11 protein-coding genes and 4 tRNA genes are annotated in these 15,517 nt (G+C 39.4%); 1 reads left to right on the plus strand and 14 read right to left on the minus strand.

All coding sequences use genetic code 11. From position 1 onward, the window contains the following. The first annotated feature begins 171 nt into the window (after positions 1-171). The gene (locus FLJC2902T_RS03175; RefSeq protein ID WP_023578340.1) at positions 172-1,761 is read left to right on the plus strand and encodes a peptide chain release factor 3; all 1,590 of its coding nucleotides are present in this window, start codon (positions 172-174) and stop codon (positions 1,759-1,761) included. 50 nt (positions 1,762-1,811) lie between these two features. Here FLJC2902T_RS03175 and FLJC2902T_RS03180 read toward each other — a convergent pair whose 3' ends face one another. The 14 genes from FLJC2902T_RS03180 to FLJC2902T_RS03250 form a co-directional block, all read right to left on the minus strand. After that, complete coding sequence (locus tag FLJC2902T_RS03180; RefSeq protein WP_023578341.1) at positions 1,812-2,123, minus strand: DUF3467 domain-containing protein; 312 nt, start codon at positions 2,121-2,123, stop codon at positions 1,812-1,814. An 89-nt stretch (positions 2,124-2,212) separates the two neighbouring features. Next, positions 2,213-6,517, minus strand: coding sequence for a DNA-directed RNA polymerase subunit beta' (gene rpoC, locus FLJC2902T_RS03185; RefSeq protein WP_035677001.1), 4,305 nt, complete (start codon positions 6,515-6,517; stop codon positions 2,213-2,215). 252 nt (positions 6,518-6,769) lie between these two features. Then, entirely contained in the window at positions 6,770-10,582 is a 3,813-nt protein-coding gene (gene rpoB, locus FLJC2902T_RS03190; protein ID WP_023578343.1) for a DNA-directed RNA polymerase subunit beta, read from the minus strand. A 259-nt stretch (positions 10,583-10,841) separates the two neighbouring features. Beyond that, positions 10,842-11,210 carry a 50S ribosomal protein L7/L12 gene (rplL, locus tag FLJC2902T_RS03200; RefSeq protein ID WP_023578344.1) on the minus strand — a complete coding sequence of 123 codons (369 nt, stop codon included), beginning with the start codon at positions 11,208-11,210 and terminating at the stop codon, positions 10,842-10,844. A 52-nt stretch (positions 11,211-11,262) separates the two neighbouring features. Then, complete coding sequence (gene rplJ / locus FLJC2902T_RS03205; RefSeq protein WP_023578345.1) at positions 11,263-11,760, minus strand: 50S ribosomal protein L10; 498 nt, start codon at positions 11,758-11,760, stop codon at positions 11,263-11,265. A 22-nt stretch (positions 11,761-11,782) separates the two neighbouring features. After that, on the minus strand, positions 11,783-12,472 hold the full coding sequence (gene rplA, locus FLJC2902T_RS03210; RefSeq protein WP_023570838.1) for a 50S ribosomal protein L1: 690 nt from the start codon (positions 12,470-12,472) through the stop codon (positions 11,783-11,785). Between the two features lie 18 nt (positions 12,473-12,490). Further along, positions 12,491-12,928, minus strand: a complete 438-nt coding sequence (gene rplK / locus FLJC2902T_RS03215) for a 50S ribosomal protein L11 (RefSeq protein WP_023578346.1) — start codon at positions 12,926-12,928, stop codon at positions 12,491-12,493. A 66-nt stretch (positions 12,929-12,994) separates the two neighbouring features. Next, positions 12,995-13,546 carry a transcription termination/antitermination protein NusG gene (nusG, locus tag FLJC2902T_RS03220; protein ID WP_023573629.1) on the minus strand — a complete coding sequence of 184 codons (552 nt, stop codon included), beginning with the start codon at positions 13,544-13,546 and terminating at the stop codon, positions 12,995-12,997. A 10-nt stretch (positions 13,547-13,556) separates the two neighbouring features. Further along, complete coding sequence (gene secE, locus FLJC2902T_RS03225; RefSeq protein ID WP_023578347.1) at positions 13,557-13,754, minus strand: preprotein translocase subunit SecE; 198 nt, start codon at positions 13,752-13,754, stop codon at positions 13,557-13,559. Between the two features lie 15 nt (positions 13,755-13,769). Beyond that, positions 13,770-13,840, minus strand: a tRNA-Trp gene (locus FLJC2902T_RS03230). A 52-nt stretch (positions 13,841-13,892) separates the two neighbouring features. Next, a complete protein-coding gene (gene tuf, locus FLJC2902T_RS03235; protein WP_023573627.1) occupies positions 13,893-15,080 on the minus strand; it encodes an elongation factor Tu in 1,188 nt (395 codons plus the stop codon). Positions 15,081-15,133: 53 nt separating this feature from the next. After that, positions 15,134-15,205, minus strand: a tRNA-Thr gene (locus FLJC2902T_RS03240). A gap of 98 nt (positions 15,206-15,303) precedes the next feature. Then, positions 15,304-15,385, minus strand: a tRNA-Tyr gene (locus tag FLJC2902T_RS03245). A 33-nt stretch (positions 15,386-15,418) separates the two neighbouring features. Further along, a tRNA-Thr gene (locus tag FLJC2902T_RS03250) sits at positions 15,419-15,492 on the minus strand. Between the last annotated feature and the right edge of the window lie 25 nt (positions 15,493-15,517).

A 15,517-nucleotide genomic window follows, 5' to 3' on the forward strand; every position in this document is an offset into this window, starting at 1 on the left:
TGATTTGCAACCAACAAAAATAACAATTCAAAGCTATTATACAACCATACGAAATACTATTAACAAAAAATTATGCGCAAAATTCAATATCAACGTCAAAAGGCTATTTTTTTGATAATAAAATGAGTTCTCGCAAATTATAATTACTTTTGCACCCACAAATTTTGTCTGATGAGTTTTCAAAAAGAAATACAACGTAGAAGAACTTTCGGGATCATTTCTCACCCCGATGCCGGTAAAACGACCTTAACGGAAAAACTGTTATTATTCGGAGGTGCGATCCAGGAAGCCGGAGCCGTAAAGAGTAATAAAATCAAAAAAGGAGCCACTTCCGATTTCATGGAAATTGAGCGCCAGAGAGGAATCTCCGTGGCCACATCGGTATTGGCTTTTAATTACAAAGACAAAAAAATCAACATTCTCGACACACCGGGTCACAAGGATTTCGCGGAAGACACCTTCAGAACTTTAACCGCGGTAGACAGTGTTATTGTTGTGGTTGACGTAGCAAAAGGAGTTGAGGAACAGACGGAAAAACTGGTTGAAGTTTGCCGTATGCGAAACATCCCGATGATTGTTTTCATCAACAAATTGGACCGTGAAGGTAAGGACGCATTCGATTTGATGGACGAGGTGGAGAAAAAACTAGGCCTACATGTTACGCCGTTGAGTTTTCCAATCGGAATGGGCTATGATTTCAAGGGGATCTATAATATCTGGGAGAAAAACATCAATCTTTTCGAAGGTGACAGCCGAAAAAACATCGAAGAAACCATCGCCTTTTCTGATATTGATAGTCCGGAACTTGAAAAGATCATCGGAGAAAAACCGGCGAACAAACTTCGTGAAGAACTGGAATTGATCAGTGAAGTTTATCCTGCTTTTGACAGGGATGCTTATTTGGCTGGAGATTTACAGCCCGTTTTCTTTGGTTCGGCTTTGAATAATTTCGGAGTTCGTGAGTTATTGGACTGTTTTATAGAAATCGCTCCCTCACCAAGACCCAAAGATTCCGATACCCGTGAGGTAAAACCGGACGAAAATAAATTCTCCGGATTTGTATTTAAAATCCACGCCAATATGGATCCGAAACACCGTGATCGTTTGGCTTTTATAAAAATTGTTTCGGGAACATTCGAAAGAAACAAGCCGTATTTACACGTTCGTTTAGGCAAAAACCTGAAATTCTCAAGTCCGAATGCCTTTTTCGCTGAGAAAAAAGAAATCGTTGACATTTCGTATCCGGGGGACATTGTGGGATTGCACGATACCGGAAACTTCAAAATCGGAGATACGCTGACAGAAGGCGAATTGATGCAATTTAAAGGGATTCCGAGTTTCTCTCCGGAACATTTCCGATACATCAACAACGCTGACCCAATGAAAGCAAAACAGTTGGAAAAAGGCGTAGATCAGTTGATGGATGAAGGTGTGGCACAGCTTTTCACACTCGAGATGAACAACCGAAAAGTTATCGGTACCGTTGGTGCTTTACAGTATGAGGTAATCCAATATCGTCTGGAGCACGAATACGGCGCTAAATGTTCGTATGAAAACTTCCCGGCATTCAAAGCCTGTTGGGTAAAACCGGAAGACCCTAAAAACGAGGAATTCGCCGAATTCAAACGTATCAAACAAAAATTCATGGCCAAAGACAAGTATGGCCAACTGGTTTTCCTTGCGGATTCTGATTTCTCCATTCAAATGACACAAAGCAAATACCCAAGTGTAAAATTGCTTTTCACTTCTGAATTTGAATAAAGACATACATTAAAACAAAAATCCCATCTGCAAAAACAGATGGGATTTTTTTATGCTTGTCCGGTAGGTCCGAAATTAAATGGTATCGGTGGCTGTTCGGCCTCCTTTATTTCGCCGTGAGCACTTTCAAAGCGGTGTATATTTTCACTTAAAGCCATAAGCAGTCTTTTTGCATGCTGCGGTGTCAATACAATTCTTGATTTCACCTTTGCTTTAGGCATTCCCGGCATGATACTCACAAAATCCACAACGAATTCGGTATTCGAATGGTTTATGATAGCCAGATTGGAATACGTTCCTTCAGCGGTTTGCTCATCCAATTCAATATTAATTTGTCCTTGAGGGTTATTTTTATCACTCATCGTTATAAATATTAATTATTATGCTAAAATATAAAATCCTAACAGTATAATACTGTTAGGATTTATAAATATAGTGAGAAATTTAATTCTTAGTAATTAAATTCTTCTTTTGCAGCCATAAGTTCGTTGAACTCTTCTTTGGAACCTACGATAATGTTGTCGTAGTCTCTCATACCTGTACCGGCAGGGATTCTGTGACCAACAATAACGTTTTCTTTCAATCCTTCCAATCCGTCAACTTTACCTGCCACAGCAGCTTCATTCAATACTTTGGTTGTCTCCTGGAACGATGCTGCAGAGATGAACGATTTCGTTTGTAATGACGCTCTTGTAATACCCTGAAGAACCGGAGTTGCCGTTGCCGGAACTACATCTCTTGCTACTACAATGTTTTTATCATTACGTTTTAACAACGAATTTTCGTCTCTTAACTCACGTGGAGAAATGATCTGACCTGCTTTTAAGTTTTCAGAATCACCTGCATCTTCCACTACTTTCATTCCGTATAATTTATCATTTTCAACGATAAAGTCAGAAGTGTGAGCCAATTGATCTTCTAAGAATAAAGTATCTCCCGGATCCTGAATCTGAACCTTACGCATCATCTGACGAATTACAACCTCAAAGTGCTTGTCATTAATTTTTACCCCTTGTAAACGGTATACTTCCTGAATCTCGTTAACCAAATACTGTTGTACAGCAGCCGGCCCTTTAATTCTTAGGATATCATCCGGAGTAATTGCCCCGTCAGACAATGGCACACCCGCTCTTACGAAGTCATTTTCCTGAACCAAGATCTGACTTGATAATTTCACCAAGTATTTCTTAATTTCACCGAATTTCGATTCGATAACAATCTCACGGTTACCTCTTTTAATTTTTCCAAAAGAAACTACACCGTCGATTTCAGAAACTACCGCAGGGTTTGAAGGATTACGAGCCTCTAACAACTCTGTAATTCTTGGTAAACCTCCGGTAATATCACCTGCTTTCGAAGAACGACGCGGGATTTTTACTAAAATCTTACCTGCTTTAATCTTCTCACCGTTGTCAACCATCAAGTGAGCCCCTACCGGTAAGTTGTACGAACGGATTAGTTCGCCGTCTTTTCCGTAGATTAATAAAGTCGGGATTAATTTTTTATTTCTACCCTCAGTAATTACTTTTTCCTGGAATCCGGTTTGCTCATCGATTTCAACCATGAACGTTTGTCCTTGCTCGATATCTTCATAAGCTACCTTACCGGTGAATTCGGAAATAATTACACCGTTATATGGATCCCATTTACAGATGGTAGTTCCTTTTTCAACCACATCACCGTCATTAACGAAAATGCTTGAACCGTAAGGAATATTGTGTGTATTTAAAACAATACCTGTTTTTTCATCGATCAATTTCAATTCAGTTGAACGGGAGATTACGATATCAACAACATTTCCTTCGTTATCCTCGCCTTTAACTGTTTTAAGATCTTCGATTTCCAATTTACCTGCAAAACGAGTGATGATGCTTGATTCTTCAGAGATACCTCCGGCAACCCCTCCAACGTGGAACGTACGAAGTGTTAACTGTGTACCCGGCTCACCAATTGACTGTGCTGCAATAACACCAACGGCTTCACCTCTCTGCGTCATCTTACCTGTAGCAAGGTTACGACCGTAACACTTAGCACAGATACCTTTAGGAGCTTCACAAGTAAGCGGCGAACGCACATCTACTTTTTCAACCGGAGAAGCTTCGATAGTTTTCATAATGGCTTCGGTAATTTGCTCACCTGCGTGAACCAACACTTCACCATTCAACGGATTAATTACATCCTGTAAAGCAACACGTCCTAAGATTCTCTCACCTAAAGATTCTACAATCTCTTCGTTTTTCTTTAAAGCAGTCACTTCAATACCTCTCAATGTACCACAGTCAACAGAGTTAACGATAACATCCTGAGATACGTCATGTAGACGACGAGTTAAGTAACCAGCATCGGCCGTTTTAAGCGCCGTATCCGCAAGACCTTTACGAGCACCGTGAGTAGAGATAAAGTACTCAAGGATGGAAAGACCTTCTTTAAAGTTTGATAAGATCGGGTTTTCAATAATTTCACCACCACCAGCAGTTGATTTTTTCGGCTTAGCCATCAAACCACGCATACCGGTTAACTGACGAATCTGCTCTTTCGATCCACGCGCTCCAGAGTCAAGCATCATATACACCGAGTTGAAACCTTGTTGGTCCTCTCTAATGTTTTTCATTGCCAACTCAGTAAGCTGCGCATTCGCTGAAGTCCAAATATCAATAACTTGGTTGTAACGTTCGTTATTGGTAATAAGACCCATGTTATAGTTCATTGAGATACCGGAAACCTGTTCTCTGGCATCAGCAATTAATTGTGTTTTTTGTTCCGGAATACGGATATCTCCTAATGAGAATGACAAACCACCTTTGAAAGCGAATTTGTATCCCATATCCTTCATGTTATCCAAGAAGGCCGCCGTTGTAGGTACATCAGTAGCACTTAAAATGTGTCCGATAATATCACGCAACGATTTTTTAGTTAATACCTCATTGATATATCCGGCTGCTTCAGGTACTACTTCGTTAAATAATACTCTACCTGCAGTCGTTTGGATAATTTTGTTAACCAATACTCCTTCTTCATTGAAATCCTTCGCTCTGATTTTAACGCGGGCATTCAACTCAACTCTACCTTCGTTTAGAGCGATATTACACTCTTCAGCAGAATAGAAAGTTAAACCTTCACCTAAAATCGGGTGCTCCGGAGTAGACAAACGCTCTTTGGTCATATAATAAAGACCAAGTACCATGTCCTGAGAAGGTACCGTGATAGGCGCACCATTGGCAGGGTTAAGGATATTGTGAGACGCCAACATCAATAATTGTGCCTCTAAAATAGCCTCTGGCCCTAACGGTAAGTGAACCGCCATCTGGTCACCATCGAAATCCGCGTTAAACGCCGTACACACTAACGGGTGTAACTGAATCGCTTTACCTTCAATCAATTTTGGCTGGAATGCCTGGATACCTAATCTGTGTAGCGTAGGAGCACGGTTTAGTAATACCGGGTGACCTTTAATTACGTTTTCAAGGATATCCCATACTACCGGCTCTTTTTTGTCGATAATTTTCTTAGCCGACTTCACTGTCTTAACGATTCCTCTTTCGATTAACTTACGAATAACGAATGGTTTGTACAGTTCCGCAGCCATATCTTTCGGAAGACCACATTCGAACAATTTCATTTCCGGTCCAACAACAATTACCGAACGAGCAGAATAATCCACACGTTTTCCTAATAAGTTTTGACGGAAACGACCTTGTTTACCTTTTAAGGAATCAGAAAGTGATTTTAATGGTCTGTTTGATTCTGTTTTAACAGCAGAAGCTTTTCTTGTGTTATCGAATAACGAGTCTACAGATTCCTGTAACATACGTTTTTCGTTTCTTAAGATTACTTCAGGTGCTTTGATTTCCATTAATCGTTTCAAACGATTGTTACGGATGATTACACGACGGTAAAGGTCGTTCAAATCGGAAGTCGCGAAACGACCACCATCAAGCGGCACTAACGGACGTAATTCCGGCGGAATAACAGGAACAACTTTCATGATCATCCATTCCGGACGGTTCTCTCTGTTGTTGTTTGATTCACGGAAAGACTCCACTACCTGAAGACGTTTTAACGCTTCTGTTTTTCTTTGTTTCGATGTTTCATTATTGGCAGCGTGACGTAAGCTGTAAGACAACTCATCAAGGTCAGTACGCGCTAATAAATCCATGATACATTCCGCACCCATCTTAGCGATGAATTTGTTAGGATCATTGTCATCTAAATATTGATTTTCCATCGGAAGCGTATCTAAAATATTTAAATACTCTTCTTCTGTTAAGAAATCTAATCTTTGTAAAGATTCACCGTCAGCATTTTTAGCGATACCTGCCTGAATAACTACATATCTTTCGTAGTAGATAATCATGTCTAATTTCTTAGACGGTAAACCTAAAATGTATCCGATTTTGTTCGGAAGCGAACGGAAATACCAGATATGAGCAATCGGCACTACCAAATTGATATGACCTACTCTGTCTCTACGTACCTTCTTCTCTGTAACTTCAACTCCACATCGGTCACAAACGATTCCTTTGTAACGGATTCTTTTGTATTTACCACAAGCACATTCGAAATCTTTTACAGGACCGAAAATTCGTTCACAGAAAAGACCGTCACGCTCTGGCTTATGCGTACGATAATTGATTGTTTCTGGTTTTAGAACCTCACCTCTTGACTCGGCCAAGATAGATTCCGGAGATGCCAAACCGATCGAAATTTTATTAAATCTCTTAATCGTGTTTTTATCTTTATTTCTATTATTCATCATAGTTTTTACTATTGATTTATTTGCAATTAAAAATTGATTTTAGACTTATAATTTACTCTTAAGAAAGAGTCAAATCATTACGCTGCCACCTCGAATTACTTCTCTAAACTTCAAACTCTCATCTGAAGTGCTAGTTATACAATGCCGTGCATTAGTATAAAAAATCGGAACGGGTTACGGGTATAAATCCTTAAAAACTCTATAAATGAGTAATCAGTCCCGAAAAATCGGGACTGACAACTGCTTTTTTTGTTATTCTTCTAATCTGATGTCTAATCCAAGACCTTTCAATTCATGCATCAATACATTGAATGATTCAGGTAATCCTGGTTCCGGCATAGTTTCACCTTTCACGATTGCCTCGTAAGTTTTAGCTCTACCGATAACGTCATCCGATTTCACTGTCAAGATTTCTCTCAAAGTACTTGAAGCTCCGTACGCCTCAAGAGCCCAAACCTCCATCTCTCCAAAACGCTGACCTCCGAACTGCGCTTTACCTCCAAGAGGCTGCTGCGTGATCAATGAGTATGGACCGATAGAACGTGCGTGCATCTTGTCATCAACCATGTGTCCTAATTTCAACATGTAAATTACACCTACGGTTGCCGGCTGGTGGAAACGCTCTCCAGTTCCTCCGTCATACAGATACGTATGACCGAATCTTGGAACACCTGCTTCGTCTGTTAAGGCATTAATCTGGTCAAGAGAAGCTCCGTCGAAAATTGGCGTTGCATACTTTCTTCCTAATTTCTTACCTGCCCATCCAAGAACGGTTTCATAAATCTGTCCGATGTTCATACGAGATGGTACCCCTAGTGGATTCAATACAATATCTACCGGTGTTCCGTCTTCTAAGAATGGCATATCTTCCTGACGAACGATTTTCGCAACGATACCTTTGTTACCGTGACGACCTGCCATCTTATCTCCTACTTTCAGTTTACGTTTCTTAGCGATGTATACTTTAGCTAATTTCAAGATACCTGATGGTAATTCATCCCCAACTGTAATCGTGAATTTTTCTCTACGTAATGCACCTTGTAAATCGTTCAACTTAATTTTGTAGTTGTGGATCAAGTCATTTACCATAGCATTTGACTCGTCATCTGTTGTCCACTGACCTTTAGTTAAGTGAGCAAAATCCTCTACAGCGTAAAGCATTTTTTGCGTGTATTTCTTACCTTTTGGTAATACTTCCTCACCCAAATCATTCATTACACCCTGAGACGTTTTACCATTAACGATTTCGAATAATTTTTCAACCAATTTGTCTTTCAATTCAACGAATTTCACTTCAAACTGAGTTTCCAAAACTGCTAAATCGTCTTTATCTTTAGAACGTTTACGCTTATCTTTTACCGCTCTCGCGAATAATTTTTTATCTAAAACCACACCATGTAAAGATGGAGACGCTTTTAATGAAGCATCTTTCACATCACCTGCTTTATCTCCGAAGATCGCTCTTAATAACTTCTCTTCCGGAGTTGGATCTGATTCTCCTTTTGGTGTAATTTTTCCGATTAGAATGTCGCCAGGTTTAACCTCTGCTCCGATTCTGATCATACCGTTTTCATCCAAGTCTTTAGTAGCCTCTTCAGAAACGTTTGGAATATCATTCGTTAATTCCTCGTTACCCAATTTCGTATCACGAACTTCTAATGAATAATCGTCAACGTGGATGGATGTAAAGATATCATCACGAACTACTTTTTCAGAAATTACAATCGCATCCTCGAAGTTGTACCCTTTCCAAGGCATGAACGCTACCTGTAGGTTTCTACCTAAAGCTAACTCTCCGTTTTGTGTTGCATATCCCTCACAAAGTACTTGTCCTTTAGTAACTCTGTCCCCTTTTCTTACGATAGGTTTCAAGTTGATAGACGTACTCTGGTTGGTTTTTCTGAACTTGATTAATTGATATGTTTTCTCATCCGGATCAAAGCTCACAGCACGTTCTGCCTCAGTTCTATCGTATTTGATAGTAATCATGTTTGCATCTACATACTCAACAACTCCTTCACCTTCTGCATTGATAAGTACACGAGAATCGGTAGCTACCTGACGCTCAAGACCAGTTCCAACAATCGGTGCTTCAGGACGTAACAATGGTACAGCCTGACGCATCATGTTTGATCCCATCAACGCACGGTTCGCATCATCATGTTCCAAGAACGGAATCAACGAAGCCGAAATCGAAGCAATCTGGTTTGGCGCTACGTCGGTATAATGAACAACCGTAGGATCAACAACCGGGAAGTCACCCTCTTCACGAGCAATAACATTCTCAGCCGTAATTTTACCGTTTTGGTCCATCTCGATGTTTGCCTGAGCAATCATCTTACCTTCTTCTTCTTCTGCACTTAAATAAACAGGAGTTGAAACTAAATCTACTGTACCATTGGTTACCTTACGGTAAGGTGTTTCGATAAAGCCCATTCCGTTTACTTTCGCATAAACCCCAAGAGATGAAATCAAACCAATGTTTGGTCCCTCTGGTGTTTCAATCGGACATAAACGTCCGTAGTGCGTATAGTGAACGTCACGCACCTCGAATCCGGCTCTTTCACGTGAAAGACCTCCAGGTCCTAGGGCAGACAATCTTCTTTTGTGTGTAATCTCTGCCAATGGATTCGTTTGGTCCATGAACTGAGATAACTGGTTGGTTCCGAAGAAAGAGTTGATAACCGATGATAATGTTTTCGCATTGATCAAATCGATTGGCGTGAACACCTCGTTATCACGAACGTTCATTCTCTCACGGATAGTTCTTGCCATACGAGCAAGACCAACACCAAATTGTGCAGACAATTGTTCACCAACTGTTCTAACACGACGGTTTGATAAGTGGTCGATATCATCAATCTCTGCTTTAGAGTTGATTAGTTCGATCAAATACTTCACGATAGTGATAATATCCTCTTTGGTCAACACTTGTTTTTCCATTGGGATATCCAAACCTAATTTTTTGTTCATTCTGTAACGACCAACTTCACCTAAGTTATAACGTTGATCCGAGAAGAATAATTTATCGATGATACCACGAGCCGTTTCCTCATCAGGCGGTTCTGCATTACGCAACTGACGGTAGATGTGCTCTACGGCTTCTTTTTCTGAGTTAGTAGGGTCTTTTTGTAATGTGTTGTGGATGATTGCATAATCCGCTTGGTTGTTATCTTCCTTGTGCAACAAGATAGATTTCACGTTCGCGTCTACAATTTCCTCCACATTGTCCTTATCTAAAAGCGTATCACGGTCTAAGATAATTTCGTTACGTTCGATAGATACTACCTCTCCTGTATCCTCATCCACGAAATCTTCGTGCCAAGTGTTCAAAACACGAGCAGCAAGTCTTCTGCCGATGTATTTTTTAAGACCAGATTTGGAAACTTTGATTTCTTCTGCAAGGTCAAAAATTTCAAGAATATCTTTATCACGCTCAAATCCGATAGCACGGAATAAAGTCGTAACAGGTAATTTTTTCTTTCTATCGATATAAGCATACATTACGCTGTTGATATCGGTAGCGAATTCAATCCAAGAACCTTTAAAAGGAATTACTCTGGCAGAGTATAATTTTGTTCCGTTTGCGTGGAACGATTGTCCGAAGAAAACACCCGGTGAACGGTGTAACTGAGATACTACAACACGCTCTGCACCGTTGATAACGAATGTACCGCTTGGTGTCATATACGGGATTGTACCTAAATATACATCCTGTACAATTGTTTCAAAATCTTCATGTTCAGGGTCTGTACAATATAGTTTCAAACGTGCTTTTAACGGCACACTGTACGTTAGACCTCTGTCTATACACTCTTCAATTGTATAACGGGGTGGATCAACAAAGTAGTCAAGGAATTCCAATACGAACTGATTTCTTGTATCAGTGATTGGGAAGTTTTCCATGAAGGTATTATAAAGACCTTCGTTTCCTCTTTCGTCGGACTTGGTTTCCAATTGGAAAAAATCCTTAAAAGATTTTACCTGAATATCCAGGAAATCCGGATAGTCTGGGATGTTTTTCGTCGAGGCGAAATTTAATCTTTCAGTCTGATTTGTTAACATCAATGGACAAAATTTTGATTAAAAAAGTAGTTTTTGTGCAAACACACAGTTTATTTTACTTTCTTCTTAATAACCGATACATCTTTGAAAATGAACAGAAAGTTATAATTTCATTTTCTTTCTTCGTATTGACTATTATTTTCGTATTTCAAACTATTCTTAAGATAAATTTTAACAATAATTTATTATACGCAAAATGGTTTAGGCCTTGGAAAGAACTTCCAAAGGCCTAAACCTAAATTATTTAACTTAGTTTAGCTTATTTAAGCTCAACTACAGCTCCAGCTTCTTCTAAAGCTTTCTTAAGACCTTCAGCTTCGTCTTTAGAAACACCTTCTTTAACGTTAGTTGGCGCAGCATCCACTAAGTCTTTAGCTTCTTTAAGACCTAAACCTGTTAATTCTTTAACAGCTTTAACAACTCCTAATTTAGAAGCACCAGCCTCTTTCAAGATTACAGTGAATTCTGTTTGCTCTTCAGCAGCAGCTTCACCTCCACCTGCAGCAACTACTACAGCAGCAGCAGCTGGCTCGATACCATACTCGTCTTTTAATATTGTTGCTAATTCGTTAACTTCTTTAACTGTTAAGTTAACTAATTGTTCTGCGAATTGTTTCAAATCTGCCATTTTTTCTATCTTTTAAAATGATTTGTAATTATATAATTTATTTGTGCGCAATTTATTCAGCTCCCTCTTCGTCTTTGAATTGGTTCTTAAGAGCAGATATAACTCTTTGAGCTGGGGATTGTAATAATCCGATGATTTCTCCGATAACCTCTTCTTTAGATTTAAGAGCTGCTAACGAATCAAGTAAGTTATCTCCAATGTAGATTTCTTCGTTGATGTAAGCACCTTTCAATAAAGGCTTATCAGATTTCTTACGGAATTCTTTGATAATTTTTGCAGGACCGTTTGCAGTCTCAGCAATTAATATAGAAGTGTTTCCTTTTAAAACGGTAGATAACTCACCGAAGTTGCTTTCAGAAGCTTCCATTGCTTTTTCAAGTAATGTATTCTTAACAACCTCTAATTTGATACCTGCTTTAAAACAAGCTCTTCTTAAGTTTGAAGTAGTTTCTGCATTAAGTCCAGAAATGTCTGCCAAATAAACAACATTCACCCCAGCTAACTGTGCAGTTAAATCTTCAATCGCGATTGATTTTTCTTCTCTAGTCATACTAAAAATTTTTAACTACCAATTAAACTGCTTTAGGATCTAAAGCAATTGCAGGACTCATCGTAGATGAAATGTGGATACTTTTAATATAAGTACCTTTCGCTGCAGTTGGTTTCAATTTGATTAATGTTTGAATAATTTCGTGAGCGTTCTCCGTGATTTTTTGAGCATCAAAAGAAATTCTTCCGATTCCAGCGTGAACGATTCCTGTTTTATCAACTTTAAAGTCGATTTTACCAGCTTTAACTTCTTCAACAGCTTTCGCCACATCCATAGTTACAGTACCTGTTTTAGGGTTTGGCATTAAACCTCTTGGACCTAACACACGTCCTAACGGACCTAATTTTCCCATAACAGCAGGCATAGTGATGATTACATCAATATCTGTCCAACCGTCTTTGATTTTTTGTAAATAGTCATCTAAACCTACGTGGTCTGCACCAGCAGCTTTAGCTTCCGCTTCTTTATCCGGAGTAACTAATGCTAATACTCTAACGTCTTTACCGGTACCGTGAGGTAAAGTAACAACGCCTCTTACCATTTGATTCGCTTTTCTAGGATCTACCCCTAATTTCACTGCGATATCAACAGACTCATCAAATTTTGCAGAAGCAACTTCTTTAATCAATGCAGATGCATCCTTTAAAGAATATAATTTGTTCTTCTCAATTTTTGCTGCAGCCTCTTTTTGCTTTTTTGTCAATTTTGCCATGTCTTTTTCTTTTTACGATTAAAAAGGAGCTGTTCCTGATACTGTTATACCCATAGATCTAGCTGTTCCGGCAACCATACTCATTGCTTTTTCGATTTCGAAAGCATTTAAGTCAGCCATTTTGTCTTCAGCAATAGTTCTAATTTGATCCCAAGTAACGTTAGCTACTTTTTTACGGTTCGGTTGCCCTGAACCAGACTTTAATTTAGCTGCCTCTAACAATTGAATTGCAGCCGGTGGCGTTTTAACAACAAAGTCAAAAGACTTGTCTTTATACACAGTAATTTGTACTGGTAAAACTTTGCCTGGTTTATCTTGTGTTCTAGCATTGAACTGCTTACAGAACTCCATGATATTAACTCCAGCAGCCCCCAAAGCAGGTCCAACCGGTGGCGAAGGATTCGCGGCACCTCCCTTAACTTGTAGTTTAACTACTTTACTAATTTCTTTAGCCATTTTTAAAAAAATTTAGCACATCTATCAATTGGAAGCGATTGATGTGGGTTATTATATGTAACGATATTATACTTTTTCAACTTGCATAAAACTCAATTCCAACGGTGTCTTTCTTCCGAAAATTTTCACCATTACTTCAAGTTTACGCTTTTCTTCATTCACTTTTTCAACAGTTCCGTTGAAACCATTGAAAGGCCCGTCGATTACTTTCACAGTTTCACCAACCGAATACGGTATAGCACCCTGATCTACCTTCACAGATAACTCATCCACTTTACCTAACATCCTGTTAACTTCTGCCTGCCTTAACGGAACAGCTTCTCCTCCTTTTGTTTCACCCAAAAAACCAATTACACCGGTAATCGATTTAATGATGTGTGGAATTTCTCCGGTTAAGTTAGCCTCGATCATAACGTATCCAGGAAAATAAACACGGTCTTTACTGATCTTTTTTCCATCACGCACCTGTACTACCTTTTCAGTAGGAACCAATACCTGTGAAATATAATCTCCCATACCCAAACGGTTAATTTCCGTTTCGATATAGTTTTTTACCTTGTTTTCCTGTCCGCTAACCGCTCTAACTACATACCATTTTTTGACATTATTATCAATCATATCAAAAAAATTAAGCTTTTAACCAATTAAAGAAAAATCCTAATGCTTTAGCAAAAACGGAATCAACTCCCCAAGTCGCTAATGCAAATAATATAGAAAATAAAGCTACTACTATAGTTAACTTTTGCACTTCAGCCCATTCCGGCCAAGTAACATTTGATTTTAACTCTTCAAATGCTTCCGTTATGTAATTAACAACCTTTGTCATTATATATTGCTTTTGCACGGGCGGAGGGATTCGAACCCCCATCAACGGTTTTGGAGACCGCTATTCTACCCTTGAACTACGCCCGTTTGTTTAAAAAACCAGCAGCGAACCGCTGGTTTTTTTATAATTGACTATGAATTAGTCTAAGATTTCAGTTACCTGACCAGCACCTACAGTTCTACCACCTTCACGGATAGCGAAACGTAAACCTACTGATAAAGCGATTGGGCTTAACAATTGTACGTCAATAGTTAAGTTATCACCTGGCATAACCATCTCAACTCCTGCAGGTAAAGAAATAGTACCTGTTACGTCAGTTGTACGTACGTAGAACTGTGGACGGTAGTTGTTGTGGAATGGAGTGTGACGTCCACCTTCTTCTTTTTTCAAGATATACACCTCAGCTTTGAAGTGAGCGTGTGGTTTTACAGATCCTGGCTTAATGATAACCATTCCTCTTTTGATATCAGCTTTATCGATACCACGTAGCAATAAACCTACGTTATCTCCAGCTTCACCTCTATCAAGGATTTTACGGAACATCTCAACTCCAGTAATTGTAGAAGTTAATTTTTCAGCACCCATACCGATGATTTCAACAGCATCTCCAGTATTAGCAACTCCAGTTTCGATACGACCTGTAGCAACAGTTCCACGACCTGTAATTGTAAATACGTCCTCAACTGGCATCAAGAATGGCTTCTCAACATCACGCATTGGCAATTCAATCCAGCTATCAACAGCATCCATTAACGCCATAACAGTAGCAACCCATTGAGGCTCACCATTTAAAGCACCTAATGCAGAACCTTGAACAACTGGTCCGTTATCACCATCATATTGATAGAAAGACAATAAGTCTCTGATTTCCATCTCAACAAGCTCTAACAATTCAGCATCATCAACCATATCCACTTTATTCATGAATACTACCATTCTAGGCACACCAACCTGACGACCTAAAAGGATGTGCTCACGAGTTTGTGGCATTGGACCATCTGTAGCAGCAACTACTAAGATAGCACCGTCCATCTGAGCAGCACCAGTAACCATGTTCTTAACGTAATCCGCGTGACCTGGACAGTCAACGTGAGCGTAGTGACGGTTAGCTGTAGAGTACTCTACGTGAGAAGTGTTGATAGTAATACCTCTTTCTTTTTCTTCAGGAGCATTATCGATTTGATCGAATGATTTTGCTTCTGATAAACCAGCATCAGCTAATACTTTAGTAATAGCAGCAGTTAAAGTTGTTTTTCCGTGATCTACGTGTCCGATAGTACCAATATTTAAATGGGGCTTCGAACGATCAAAGGTTTCTTTTGCCATGATTTAATAATTTAATCTTAGTTATATAATTAGTGTTCAAATTTACATAATTGAGCCAATGACGGGAATTGAACCCGTGACCTCTTCCTTACCAAGGAAGCACTCTACCCCTGAGCTACACCGGCTTTTGTGTGTTCAGGAGCCAGTTTTCAGAATTTAGCCACCCAAATCCTTATTCCTAAATCCCTAATTCGACAATCATCGCATCACTTTGATGACTTTGTGGGGAGAGCAGGATTCGAACCTGCGAAGATGTAATCAGCGGATTTACAGTCCGCCCTCGTTGGCCGCTTGAGTATCTCCCCAACTTTTTTTATTTCCAGTCTCTTAAAAACCAGAGCCGATAGAGGGACTCGAACCCACGACCTGCTGATTACAAATCAGCTGCTCTAGCCAGCTGAGCTACACCGGCAACTACAATAAAAAAAGTCCGCTAT

Origin of the sequence: Flavobacterium limnosediminis JC2902, from assembly GCF_000498535.1 — a bacterium.
GTDB lineage: Bacteria > Bacteroidota > Bacteroidia > Flavobacteriales > Flavobacteriaceae > Flavobacterium > Flavobacterium limnosediminis.

What these genes read in the sequence shown, in the direction of transcription:
- FLJC2902T_RS03180 (WP_023578341.1), bottom strand. Translation starts at nt 2,123, where the DNA reads ATGAGTGATAAAAATAACCCTCAAGGACAAATTAATATTGAATTGGAT.
- nusG (WP_023573629.1), bottom strand. Translation starts at nt 13,546, where the DNA reads ATGATTGATAATAATGTCAAAAAATGGTATGTAGTTAGAGCGGTTAGC.
- rplJ (WP_023578345.1), bottom strand. Translation starts at nt 11,760, where the DNA reads ATGACTAGAGAAGAAAAATCAATCGCGATTGAAGATTTAACTGCACAG.
- secE (WP_023578347.1), bottom strand. Translation starts at nt 13,754, where the DNA reads ATGACAAAGGTTGTTAATTACATAACGGAAGCATTTGAAGAGTTAAAA.
- rplA (WP_023570838.1), bottom strand. Translation starts at nt 12,472, where the DNA reads ATGGCAAAATTGACAAAAAAGCAAAAAGAGGCTGCAGCAAAAATTGAG.
- rplL (WP_023578344.1), bottom strand. Translation starts at nt 11,210, where the DNA reads ATGGCAGATTTGAAACAATTCGCAGAACAATTAGTTAACTTAACAGTT.
- rpoB (WP_023578343.1), bottom strand. Translation starts at nt 10,582, where the DNA reads ATGTTAACAAATCAGACTGAAAGATTAAATTTCGCCTCGACGAAAAAC.
- FLJC2902T_RS03175 (WP_023578340.1), top strand. Translation starts at nt 172, where the DNA reads ATGAGTTTTCAAAAAGAAATACAACGTAGAAGAACTTTCGGGATCATT.
- tuf (WP_023573627.1), bottom strand. Translation starts at nt 15,080, where the DNA reads ATGGCAAAAGAAACCTTTGATCGTTCGAAGCCCCATTTAAATATTGGT.
- rplK (WP_023578346.1), bottom strand. Translation starts at nt 12,928, where the DNA reads ATGGCTAAAGAAATTAGTAAAGTAGTTAAACTACAAGTTAAGGGAGGT.
- rpoC (WP_035677001.1), bottom strand. Translation starts at nt 6,517, where the DNA reads ATGATGAATAATAGAAATAAAGATAAAAACACGATTAAGAGATTTAAT.